Consider the following 10,863-nt stretch of genomic DNA (forward strand, 5'->3'; position numbering starts at 1 on the left):
ACCGCCTTCGGACCCGGCTTCGGAACCTGCTGCCGAGGCGTTGCCCCTGCCTGAGCCCGAGCCCGTCGCCAGCGAACCTGGCTCGGCCGCGCCGCCGATCGACATCCGTCCTCGCCTCGCGCAAGTCGCCGAAGGCGCGAAGCGGCCCCCGCTGCGCGCGGACAAGCCGGCGCCGGCTCCGGCCGCCACGGTGCCAGCACGACCCGCACCGGTGGCCAGCCAGCCCGCGCCGACCGACCCGCGCCTGGCCGGCATGGCCAAGGCCCCGGAGCAGATCATCGTCGCCCTCGTCGGGCCGCCGGGCAGCAAGGCCGACGCCGAGGCACTGCTGAAGAAGATGCAGGCCGGCCTGGCGGGCGTGCACAGCAACCCTCAGGCGCTGCAAGGCGATGTCATCCAGACCCCCGAGGGGTGGCGCGCCACCGTCTGGCCCTTCCCAAGCCGCGAGCAGGCCCAGCTCATCAACGCGACGCTGGTGGCCCGCGGGCTCAAGACCAAGGCCGTGAACTTCTAGACAGACCGGCGGATGACGAAGGCGCGCTTGTCGGCGCTGTCGAAGCCGCAGCGTTCGTAGAAGGCCCAGACGGCCGGATCCTTGCGGCTGGTGGTCAGCACGACCTTGTAGCAGCCGGCCTTCCAGGCTTCATGAATCGCGTGGCGGACGACCGCCTGGCCATGGCCTTGGCCACGATGGCCAGCATGGGTGACCACGTTCTCGATGACGCCATAACTGAGGCCTCCCCGCGTCAGGTTGGGAATGACGGCGAGGTTGCAGCTGGCAATCAGCCGCCCGCCGTCCAAGGCGCCGAAGTGACGCAGCCCCGGATGAGCAAACACCGCGCTCACCGCCTCGTCGGAAGGCGGCACATCGCCGGCATTCAGGTGCTGATAGAGCTGGACAAGGGCATCGAGATCGTCGATGCCCAGGTCGCGGAGGGCGAGCGCCTCCGTCACTTCACCTCGAGCTTCATCGTGTTGGCGATGAAGGCGAGGATGTCGCTGCGCTCCTCGATGATCTTGGAGGTGGGCTTGCCCGCACCGTGGCCGGCATTGGTCTCGATGCGGATCAGCTTGGGCGCCGGACCGGTGTCAGCGGCCTGCAGCGTCGCGGCGTACTTGAAGCTGTGCGCGGGCACGACGCGGTCGTCATGGTCGCCCGTCGTGATCAGCACGGCTGGGTACTTGGCACCGCTCCTGATGTTGTGCAGCGGCGAGTAGGCATACAGCGCCTTGAACATCTCCGGGCTGTCCTTGCTGGTGCCGTAGTCGGTCGCCCAGGCCCAGCCGATGGTGAAGTTCTGGTAGCGCAGCATGTCCATCACGCCGACCTGGGGCACGGCGGCCGCGAACAGGTCCGGGCGTTGGTTCGCGACGGCACCCACCAGCAGGCCACCGTTGGAGCCGCCGTTGACGGCCAGGGTCGCGGGGCTGGCGACCTTGTTGGCGACCAGCCATTCACCGGCAGCGATGAAGTCGTCGAAGACGTTCTGCTTGCGCAGCTTGGTGCCGGCCTCGTGCCAGGCCGAACCATATTCGCCGCCGCCACGGATCGACGCGATGACGTAGACGCCGCCCATCTTCAGCCAGGTGGCCGACGTGACGCCGTAAGCCGGCGTGATGGAGATGTCGAAGCCCCCGTAGCCGTACAGCAGCGTCGGGTTCGTGCCGTCGAACTTCACACCCTTCCTGGCGGCGATGAAGATGGGGAAGCGCGTGCCGTCCTTGCTCGTGACGAACTCGCGGCGCGTCTCGAACTCGTCAGTGTTGAAGGCGGTCTTGGGCTTCTTGAACGGCGCGATCTCGCCGGTCGCGACGTCGTAGCGATGGATCTCGGCCGGCGTGGTCAGGCTGGTGTAGCTGAAGAAGGTCTCCTTGCTGTTCCAGCGGCCGCCGAAGCCGCCGGCCGTGCCGACGCCGGGCAGCGGCACTTCGGACAGCTGCTTGCCATCGGCATCATGCACGCGCACCAGCGTCGCCGCGTCGTGCAGGTAGCTGAGCAGGTAGCGGCCTCCCACGGCCGAGGCGGCCGTCATCGCGTCGGGACCTTCGGCCACCAGCGTCTTCCAGCCGGCAGGCACGGGGTTCTTCAGGTCGATGGCGACCAGCTTGCCGCGCGGCGCGTCCTTGTCGGTCTTGACGACGAGCTTGCCGCCCATCACGTTGACCGGGGTGTACTGTGCATCGAAGCCCAGCGCGATGGGCTGCGGCTTGCCACCGGAAAAAGCGCCTTTGGGCAGCGGCAGCACCATCAGGCCGTTCTTGCTGCCGGCACTCTTCCAGACGCTGATGACCAGCAGTTCCCCGTCGTCGGAAACCTCGGCACCGAAGCCCCACTCCTTGTCATCTCGGTTCTCGGCGACCAGGACGTCGTCGCTCTGCGCCGTACCGAGGCGGTGGTAATAGAGCTTCTGGAAGTAGTTGGCGCCAGTCAGCTTCTGGCCTTCCTTGGGCGCGTCATAGCGGGCATAGAAGAAGCCCTTGCCATCGGCCGTCCATGTCGCGCTGCTGAACTTCACCCACTCGATCTTGTCGGCAAGATCCTGGCCCGTCGCGAGGTCCCGCACCTTCCAGCTCTGCCAGTCGGAGCCGGCGCCGGCGACGCCATAGGCCAGCAGCTTGCCGTCGCGCGAAGGCACGACGCCCGTCAGCGCGACGGTGCCGTCCTTGCTCATCGCATTCGGGTCCAGCGCGACTTGCGGGGTGTCCTTCAGCGACTTGGCCCAGTAGAAGACGTTTTGCTGCTGCAGGCCGTCATTGCGGCTCCAGAAATAGCGGCCGCCTTCCTGGAAGGGGATGCCAAAACGCTCGAAGTTGTAGAGCTCGGTATAGATGCGGCGCGCCGGCAGGCGCTGCGGCATCGCCTCGAGGAACTTGTCGGTGACCTTGTTCTGCTCGACGACCCAGGCCTTGGTTTCGGCGCTGTTGTCGTCTTCCAGCCAGCGGTAGGGATCGGCCACCGAGGTGCCGTGGTAGGTGTCGGTCTGTTCGACCTTGCGTGCAACGGGGTAGGACATCGTCTGGGCCTGGACGTCGGTGGCGAGCACAGCGGCGGCGAAGGCGGCGGCGGACAGGGTGAGCTTCATCAGGCAGGGTCCTGGATTCGGGAAATTGGCCATTTTCGGCGCGACCACCGGGTCTGGGCCGATGGTCATGCGCGGTAACCCCTGACAGCACAAACCCGCAGGGGCGCCCGGGCTCAGCTGCGGTAGTCCGCGTTGATGCTGACGTAGTCGTGGCTGAGGTCGCAGGTCCAGACCGTGGCGCTGGCGCTGCCACGGTTCAGGCCCACACGGATGGTGATCTCGCTCTGCTTCATGACGCGCTGGCCATCTTCCTCGCGGTACTCTGGCCGGCGCCCGCCGCGGGTGACGACGTGGACATCGTCCAGGTGCAGGTCGATCAGGCCTTGGTCCAGGTCCGAGATGCCGGCGTAGCCGACGGCTGCCAGGATGCGGCCCAGATTCGGGTCGCTGGCGAAGAACGCCGTCTTGACCAGCGGCGAGTGGGCGATGGCGTAAGCGGCCAGCTTGCACTCGGCCTCGTCACGGCCGCCCTCGATGGTGATGGCGATGAACTTGGTGGCGCCCTCGCCGTCACGCACGATGGCCTGGGCGAGCTCCTGGGCCAGCGACACCAGTGCGTCACGCAGCAGCCTGGCGTCGGCGCTCTCCAGCGACGTGATCTCGGCATGCGCGGCCTTGCGGCTGGCGATCAGCATGAAGCAGTCGTTGGTCGACGTGTCGCCATCGATGGTGATGCGGTTGAAGGAGGCGTCGGCCGCCTCCTTGACCAGCGGCTGCAGCAGGGCTGGGGCGATGTTGGCGTCGGTGGCGACGAAGCCCAGCATGGTCGCCATGTTGGGGCGGATCATGCCGGCGCCCTTGGAGATGCCCGACAGCGTGACCGGCACGCCACCGATCTGGATGCGACGGGAGGCCGCCTTGGGCAGCGTGTCCGTCGTCATGATGCCGGCGGCCGCCTCGGCCCAGTTGTCGGCCTTCAGCGCGGCCAGCGCGGCCGGCAGACCGGCGGTGATCCGATCCACCGGCAGCGTCTCCATGATGACGCCGGTGGAGAACGGCAGCACCTGTTCAGGCGAGCAGCCGATCAGGGTGGCCAGGGACGTGCAGGTCTCGCGGGCGCGGGCCAGGCCGTCGGCGCCGGTGCCGGCGTTGGCATTCCCGGTGTTGATGAGCAGCGCGCGGATGGCCGAGCCGCCGGCCAGGTGCTCACGGCAGACCTGCACCGGGGCAGCGCAGAAGCGATTGGTCGTGAACACGCCGGCCACGGCCGCCCCCTCGTCGAGGGCGATGACGCTGAGGTCGCGCCGGTTGGCCTTGCGCACGCCGGCCATCGTCACGCCGAGGCGCACGCCCGGCACGGGCAACAGGGTGGCGGGATCGGGGGCAGAGAGATTGACGGGCATGACGCGCTCGGTGAGATTGGGGAAAGCGCGCGGATTGTAGAAACGCAAAAGGCTCCCGAAGGAGCCTTTCATGCGCAGCAAGGTGCGATCAGCGCGGCAGACGGCGGCGGGCCACCAGGCCGACGATGCCCAGGCCGGCCAGCAACATCGCGTAGCTCTCCGGTTCCGGCACGGCGGCCAACGGCGTCGCGACCACCAGATCCTGCAGGCTGCCGTGGGTCAGCTTGGTCAGCGAGTACAGCGCCGGACCTTGGTAGGCCAGCGCCTGGGCCAGGAAGGAGTTGGCTTGCGTGGACGCGGCCAGGCTGGCAGCGTCGCCGCCGAGCACTTTGAAGCTGCCGCCGGTGACGCTGAAGGTGTTGCCGGTCTCGAGCATCAGCTCCCACACGGCCAGCTGGAACGCGGCCTTGTCGTCATGGGTGCTCAACCCGGCGTAGGACGTGGAGAACAGGGCCTGCAGGTGCTGGGCCTGCTCGCCGGTGAAGCTCTCCACCGCGTACGTCTGATTCCGAAGCGCGCGGCCGTTGCCCTCGCTGGGCTGGATGCAGTAGGCGACGAAGCTCTCGCCGGTCGCCGTGTAGACGTAGTTGAGCGCCGTCGTGGCGTAGTTGCTGGTGAGCGGCACGCTGTTGGACACCGTGGTGTCCATCGTGCTCAGCTTGATGCCCGACGTGTCCGTGCCCTGCCAGGTGATGTCGACGGTGCCGGAGGCGAAGGCGGCCTGGGATGCCAGGGCGCCTGCGGCGAGGAGGCTTGCAACAACGAGGTTCTTCATTTCGGTGATCCGCTTGGTAGGTGGGGCTCAGGCCTTGCGGCGGCGGACGCTGGCCAGGCCGGCGCCAGCCAGGGCCAGGACGGCAAGCGCGGCACTGGCCGGCTCGGGCAGCTCCATGTCGACGCTGTAGCCGTGGCCCGCCTTGTCGTAGTAGCTGGTGCCCACCACTTCAAGCTCCCATTGGCCTGCGCCCAGCAGCGTGGGGGCCAGGGCCCAGCTCTCGATGCCGGTGTCGGCGACGTTCCAGTCGATGGCGATGGTCTGGATCCAGTCGGTCTGCGTGCCCAGTTGGCGCAGCGTGACCGAGCGGATGTCGATGGCCGGGACGCCATTCAGCAGCGAACCCGTGCCCAGCAGACCGCTCAGCCAGGTGCTGCCGTCCAGATCCAGCGTGTAGACGTCCGTGAAGTCAGTGCCGAAGCCGGTCAGATCCTGATGACCGTAATTGCTGAAGTTGAGCGGGGCGGCTGACGCACTGGTGGCCAGGGCGAGTGCCGCTGCGGCTGCAAACAGGGCTTTCATGACGATCTTTCTGAGATTTCCATCGGGTTACCCCCAGGTTTGGGGACATCTGGGACTGCACTCTAGGGGGGTGGACCTCGAACGAGCACCCCCCATGCGCGTGGCCCAGGGTGCAGTTCGTGCGCAAACTCACGCCTAACCCCCCGGATGGGCGGGGACGCCCCATAAAAAACGGGCCGGCAGAGCCGGCCCGTGAGGCATTCGCGGCGGCCGGGTCAGGCCAGCTTGCCGTGGCAGAGCTTGAACTTCTTGCCGCTGCCGCAGGGGCAGGGATCGTTGCGGCCGACGTGGCCGTACTGCTCCAGCAGCGTCGCGGGATCGACGTCCTGGCTGACAGAGCCGTCCTCGTTGGGGTGCTGGTAGGTCACGTTGGACACGGCCTCGGCGCGGCGCTCGATGGCTTCGGCGGCACGGTCGGCCTCCTCCTGGCTCTGGATGCGCACGTTCAGCAGCGTCCGGGTGACCTCCATCTTCACGAGGTCCAGCAACTGTGAGAACAGCTCGAAGGCTTCGCGCTTGTATTCCTGCTTGGGGTTCTTCTGGGCGTAGCCGCGCAGATGGATGCCCTGGCGCAGGTAGTCCAGCGCCGCGAGGTGCTCGCGCCAGCGCTGGTCGATGCTCTGCAGCAGCACCATGCGCATGAAGGGATTGAACTGCTCGATGCCGACCCGGTCCAGCTTGCTCTGGAACTGCTCGTCGCCTGCCTTGATGACCGCCTCGACGATTTCTTCATCGTTGATGGAGTCGCTCTTCTTGACCAGGTCCGTCAGCGACAGCTCGATCTGCCACTCACCCTTGAGCACCTGCTCCAGGCCGGCCAGGTCCCACTGCTCTTCCAGGCTCTCAGCGGGCACGAAGGTGCGCACGACGTCGGTCAGCGTCGATTCACGCAGCGATGCGATCTGGGCGATGAGGGTGTCGGCCTCAAGGATGTCGTTGCGTTGCTGGTAGATGACCTTGCGCTGGTCGTTGGAGACGTCGTCGTACTCCAGCAACTGCTTGCGGATGTCGAAGTTGCGTGCCTCGACCTTGCGCTGAGCGCCTTCGATGGAGCGCGTGACGATGCCGGCCTCGATGGCCTCGCCTTCAGGCATCTTGAGCCGGTCCATGATGGCGCGCACGCGCTCGCCGGCGAAGATGCGCATCAGCTGGTCGTCCAGCGACAGGTAGAAGCGCGAAGAACCCGGATCACCCTGGCGGCCGGCGCGGCCACGCAGCTGGTTGTCGATGCGACGGCTCTCGTGGCGCTCGGTCGCGATGATGCGCAGGCCGCCTTCGGCACGCACCTTGTCGTGCAGGCCCTGCCACTCGTCCTTGAGCTGCTGGATGCGACGCGCCTTCTCGTCGGCGGGGATGGCCTCGTCGGCCTCGATGAACTGGATCTGCTTCTCGACGTTACCGCCCAGCACGATGTCGGTGCCCCGACCGGCCATGTTGGTGGCAATGGTGATGACGCCCGGACGGCCGGCCTGGGCGACGATCTCGGCTTCCTTGGCGTGCTGCTTGGCGTTCAGCACGTTGTGCGGCAGCTTGGCCGCCTGCAGCAGCTTGGAGATCAGCTCCGAGTTCTCGATGGACGTCGTGCCCACCAGCACGGGTTGGCCGCGCTCGTGGCAGGCGCGGATGTCCTCGATGACGGCGTTGTACTTTTCCTTGTCGGTCTTGTAGACCAGATCCAGCTCGTCCTTGCGGATCGTCGGACGGTTCGGCGGGATGACGACGGTCTCGAGACCGTAGATCTCCTGGAACTCGTAGGCCTCGGTGTCGGCCGTACCCGTCATGCCGGACAGCTTGCCGTACATGCGGAAATAGTTCTGGAAGGTGATCGACGCCAGCGTCTGGTTCTCTGCCTGGATGGCCACGCCTTCCTTGGCCTCGACAGCCTGGTGCAGGCCGTCGCTCCAGCGGCGACCGCTCATCAGGCGGCCAGTGAACTCGTCGACGATGATGACCTCACCGTTCTGAACGACGTAGCTCTGGTCCTTGTGATAGACGTGGTGGGCCCGCAGCGCTGCATTCAGGTGATGCATCAGCGTGATGTTGGCCGCGTCGTAGAGGCTGGCACCTTCGGGAATCAAGCCGGCCTGGGTCAGCAGGCGCTCGGCCACTTCGTGGCCGTCCTCGGTCAGGTGGATCTGGTGCGACTTCTCGTCCACCGTGAAGTCGCCCGGCTCGATGACGCCTTCGCCGGTGCGCGGGTCCAGCTCACCGATCTGCTTCTTCAGCTGCGGCACGACGGCATTGATGCGCAGGTAGACGTCCGTGTGGTCGTCAGCCTGGCCCGAGATGATCAGCGGCGTACGCGCCTCGTCGATGAGGATGGAGTCCACCTCGTCGACGATGGCGTAGGACAGGCCGCGCTGCACGCGGTCGGCCGTCTCGTAGACCATGTTGTCGCGCAGGTAGTCGAAGCCGTACTCGTTGTTGGTGCCATAGGTGACGTCGGCCGCGTAGGCGGACTGTTTCTCCTCGCGCGGCATGTTGGGCAGGTTGATGCCCACCGTCAGACCAAGGAAGGTGTACAGCTTGCCCATCCACTCGGCGTCGCGGCGCGCGAGATAGTCGTTCACCGTCACGACGTGGACGCCCTTGCCCGTCAGCGCGTTCAGGTAGACGGGCAGCGTCGCCATCAGCGTCTTGCCTTCGCCGGTGCGCATTTCGGCGACCTTGCCTGCGTTCAGCACCATGCCACCGATCAGTTGCACGTCGAAGTGGCGCATCTTCAGCGCGCGCTTGCTGCCTTCGCGGCACACCGCAAACGCCTCGGGCAGGATGTCGTCCACCGTCGCGCCGCCGGCAACGCGCTGTTTGAACTCAGCCGTCAGGGCGCGCAGTTCGTCGTCACTGAGGGCTTCGTATTTCGGTTCCAGCGCATTGATCTGCTGCACGGTGCGGCGGTACTGCTTGAGCAGACGCTCGTTGCGGCTACCGAAAATCGAGGTGAGAAGCTTGGGCAACATGCTGCGAAATTGAGTGCTGGCTGGCGTTTGAGGGGCCGGCCGGGCCGGTCAGAGGCGCGAATCTGGGGGCGAAACGGGACAATGCAAGGCGGATTTGCCCGGCCGCGCAAAACGGCGCAGTTTAGCAGTGGGCCATGGCCGGGGCTGGCCGCCTCACTACACTGGGAGCATGTCCTCCGCGCCCCGCTATCTCGCCCCCAAGCGCGTGCGTAGCTCCGTTCCGTCGCCCACGCCTGTGGCGCAAGCCCTGCGGGCGCACGAGGGCCTGAACCAGCTCAGCGCGCGGCTGGAAGCCTCCCGGCGCCGGCTGCGCGTCATCGGGCCAGCCCTGCCCGGCAATCTGCTGGCAAGCATCCAGCCCGGACCGATCGACGAGGAGGGCTGGAGCCTCCTGGTCGCCAACGCCGCCGTCGCCGCCAAGCTGCGCCATCTGCTGCCAAGGCTGGAGGCGCTGCTGGCGCAGGCCGGTTTGGCCGGCCGCATCCGCGTCAAGCTGGCCCAGAAATAAAAAACCCACTGCCGCAAAGCAGTGGGTTTTCTTCTTGGTGCCGGCTATCGGATTCGAACTGATGACCTACCGCTTACAAGGCGGTTGCTCTACCAACTGAGCTAAGCCGGCGAAAAACAGGACGCCATTCTAGGCCGTCACTTCACCCGCTTCAGCGAAGGTCGCGGGCCGCCGCTGGGCGCATCTGGCGGCGGCGTGTCATCACCCTCGTCGTCGCTGGCTTCGCTCGCCAGGCGCAGGCCGCTGCGGCGCGGCTCCTGCGGGGCGGGGGCGGCGGCGCGCTGGGGAGCAGCGCCTTCTGCCAGCGGTTCGGGCGCGGGGAATGCCATGCCCTGGCCGTTCTCGCGGGCGTAGATCGCGACAACATGATCCACGGGCACGATGATTTCGCGCGCCACGCCGCCAAAGCGGGCCTTGAACTGGATGAAGTCGTTGCCAAGGTCCAGCCCGCTGGTTGCGTCGAAGCCAACGTTGAGCACGATCTCGTTGTTGGAGACGTACTCCATCGGCACTTGCACCGAGCGGTCGACGTGGACCGCGATGTAGGGCGTGAAGCCATTGTCCGTGCACCAGTCGTGCAGCGCGCGGATCAGGTACGGGCGGGTGGACGTACCCCCACCTGCGCCACCGGAAGCGGGGGTCTGGTCCATCAGCGGCGCATGACCTTTTCCGAGGGCGTCAGCGCCTCGATGTAGGCCGGGCGGCTGAAGATGCGCTCGGCGTACTTCAGCAGCGGCAGCGCGTTCTTGGACATGTCGATGCCGTAGTAGTCCAGGCGCCACAGCAGCGGGGCGATGGCCACGTCGAGCATCGAGAAGTCGTCGCCCAGCATGTACTTGTTCTTCAGGAAGATGGGGGCGAGCTGGGTCAGGCGGTCGCGAATCTGCGAACGGGCCTTCTCGAGCTGCTTGTCCGTGGCCTTGGTGGTCGTGCCCCGGCCTTCGAGGATGTTCACGTGGGCAAACAGCTCCTTTTCGAAGTTCAGCAGGAACAGGCGCACGCGGGCACGAGCGACCGGGTCGCCAGGCATCAGCTGCGGGTGCGGAAAGCGCTCGTCGATGTACTCGTTGATGATGTGCGACTCGTACAGGATGAGGTCGCGTTCGACGAGGATGGGCACCTCGTTGTACGGGTTCATCAGAGCGATGTCTTCAGGCTTCGCGAACAGGTCAACGTCGCGGATCTCGAAGTCCATGCCTTTCTCGAACAGCACAAAACGGCAGCGGTGCGAGTAGGGGTCGGTGGTACCGGAGTAGAGGACCATCATGGCTTGGGCTCCCGAGGGGTCAGTCAATCAAAACACGCGGCGGGCCGCCGCGCAAAAAGCAAACGCAGTGGGTGGCTGAATGCCGCCCCACTGCGTGTTTCGGCGCTGCCTGGTGGGCAGCGCCGGGACTTGCACGTTTACTTCACGTCTTTCCAGTAGGCAGCGTTCAGGCGCCATGCAAACACGGTCAGGAAGCCGAGGAAGATCAGCACGATAACGCCCAACTGGAAACGCTGGGCCTGGGCAGGCTCGCCCATCCATTGCAGGAAACCGACCAGGTCGGCCATGGCCGCGTCGTATTGCTGGGGCGTCATGGTGCCGGGGCTCACCTGCTTCCAGCCCTTGAACACCTTCGCCTCGTGACCGTGCTCGCTCCTGGTCTCGAACACCGGCTCGCGCTCGCCC

The 10,863-nt window shown here is 66.4% G+C and carries 10 protein-coding genes, 1 tRNA gene and 1 pseudogene; 2 read left to right on the forward strand and 10 right to left on the reverse strand.

The window, feature by feature from the left end; translation table 11 throughout:
- Positions 1–514 (forward strand): annotated as a pseudogene (locus VGF12_RS21860) (hypothetical protein); the annotation flags it as partial.
- Here VGF12_RS21860 and VGF12_RS21865 read toward each other — a convergent pair.
- The 6 genes from VGF12_RS21865 to secA all read right to left on the reverse strand — a co-directional run bounded on the left by VGF12_RS21865 (position 511) and on the right by secA (position 8,683).
- Positions 511–954, reverse strand: a complete 444-nt coding sequence (locus tag VGF12_RS21865; protein ID WP_331178164.1) for a GNAT family N-acetyltransferase — start codon at positions 952–954, stop codon at positions 511–513. The pseudogene VGF12_RS21860 and the gene VGF12_RS21865 sit on opposite strands and share 4 nt — an antisense overlap.
- A complete protein-coding gene (locus tag VGF12_RS21870) occupies positions 951–3,083 on the reverse strand; it encodes a prolyl oligopeptidase family serine peptidase (protein WP_331178165.1) in 2,133 nt (710 codons plus the stop codon). Before VGF12_RS21870 ends, VGF12_RS21865 begins: the two co-directional genes overlap by 4 nt.
- Before the next feature lie 113 nt (positions 3,084–3,196).
- The gene (argJ, locus tag VGF12_RS21875; protein ID WP_331178166.1) at positions 3,197–4,426 is read right to left on the reverse strand and encodes a bifunctional glutamate N-acetyltransferase/amino-acid acetyltransferase ArgJ; all 1,230 of its coding nucleotides are present in this window, start codon (positions 4,424–4,426) and stop codon (positions 3,197–3,199) included.
- Between the two features lie 88 nt (positions 4,427–4,514).
- Positions 4,515–5,201 carry a PEP-CTERM sorting domain-containing protein gene (locus VGF12_RS21880; RefSeq protein WP_331178167.1) on the reverse strand — a complete coding sequence of 229 codons (687 nt, stop codon included), beginning with the start codon at positions 5,199–5,201 and terminating at the stop codon, positions 4,515–4,517.
- A gap of 27 nt (positions 5,202–5,228) precedes the next feature.
- Complete coding sequence (locus tag VGF12_RS21885) at positions 5,229–5,723, reverse strand: hypothetical protein (RefSeq protein WP_331178168.1); 495 nt, start codon at positions 5,721–5,723, stop codon at positions 5,229–5,231.
- A 215-nt stretch (positions 5,724–5,938) separates the two neighbouring features.
- The gene (secA, locus tag VGF12_RS21890) at positions 5,939–8,683 is read right to left on the reverse strand and encodes a preprotein translocase subunit SecA (RefSeq protein WP_331178169.1); all 2,745 of its coding nucleotides are present in this window, start codon (positions 8,681–8,683) and stop codon (positions 5,939–5,941) included.
- A 169-nt stretch (positions 8,684–8,852) separates the two neighbouring features.
- On the opposite strand from secA, the gene VGF12_RS21895 reads away from it, so the two are divergent.
- A complete protein-coding gene (locus VGF12_RS21895) occupies positions 8,853–9,191 on the forward strand; it encodes a hypothetical protein (RefSeq protein ID WP_331178170.1) in 339 nt (112 codons plus the stop codon).
- Between the two features lie 35 nt (positions 9,192–9,226).
- Here VGF12_RS21895 and VGF12_RS21900 read toward each other — a convergent pair.
- The 4 genes from VGF12_RS21900 to VGF12_RS21915 all read right to left on the reverse strand — a co-directional run.
- Positions 9,227–9,302: transfer RNA gene (locus tag VGF12_RS21900), tRNA-Thr, on the reverse strand.
- Between the two features lie 26 nt (positions 9,303–9,328).
- Positions 9,329–9,841 carry a ClpXP protease specificity-enhancing factor gene (locus VGF12_RS21905; protein WP_331178171.1) on the reverse strand — a complete coding sequence of 171 codons (513 nt, stop codon included), beginning with the start codon at positions 9,839–9,841 and terminating at the stop codon, positions 9,329–9,331.
- Complete coding sequence (locus VGF12_RS21910; protein WP_056192820.1) at positions 9,841–10,458, reverse strand: glutathione S-transferase N-terminal domain-containing protein; 618 nt, start codon at positions 10,456–10,458, stop codon at positions 9,841–9,843. Before VGF12_RS21910 ends, VGF12_RS21905 begins: the two co-directional genes overlap by 1 nt.
- Positions 10,459–10,595: 137 nt before the next feature.
- A partial coding sequence (locus VGF12_RS21915) for a cytochrome c1 (protein WP_331178172.1) occupies positions 10,596–10,863 on the reverse strand: 268 nt, incomplete at its 5' end.

The sequence above is a fragment of the Roseateles sp. genome (assembly GCF_036404855.1).
In the GTDB taxonomy this organism is placed as follows: domain Bacteria; phylum Pseudomonadota; class Gammaproteobacteria; order Burkholderiales; family Burkholderiaceae_C; genus Pelomonas.

Excerpts from the sequence above, each read along its gene's own strand:
- VGF12_RS21910 (WP_056192820.1), bottom strand. The coding sequence starts at position 10,458 with ATGATGGTCCTCTACTCCGGTACCACCGACCCCTACTCGCACCGCTGC.
- VGF12_RS21895 (WP_331178170.1), top strand. The coding sequence starts at position 8,853 with ATGTCCTCCGCGCCCCGCTATCTCGCCCCCAAGCGCGTGCGTAGCTCC.
- VGF12_RS21905 (WP_331178171.1), bottom strand. The coding sequence starts at position 9,841 with ATGGACCAGACCCCCGCTTCCGGTGGCGCAGGTGGGGGTACGTCCACC.
- secA (WP_331178169.1), bottom strand. The coding sequence starts at position 8,683 with ATGTTGCCCAAGCTTCTCACCTCGATTTTCGGTAGCCGCAACGAGCGT.
- argJ (WP_331178166.1), bottom strand. The coding sequence starts at position 4,426 with ATGCCCGTCAATCTCTCTGCCCCCGATCCCGCCACCCTGTTGCCCGTG.
- VGF12_RS21885 (WP_331178168.1), bottom strand. The coding sequence starts at position 5,723 with ATGAAAGCCCTGTTTGCAGCCGCAGCGGCACTCGCCCTGGCCACCAGT.
- VGF12_RS21880 (WP_331178167.1), bottom strand. The coding sequence starts at position 5,201 with ATGAAGAACCTCGTTGTTGCAAGCCTCCTCGCCGCAGGCGCCCTGGCA.
- VGF12_RS21870 (WP_331178165.1), bottom strand. The coding sequence starts at position 3,083 with ATGAAGCTCACCCTGTCCGCCGCCGCCTTCGCCGCCGCTGTGCTCGCC.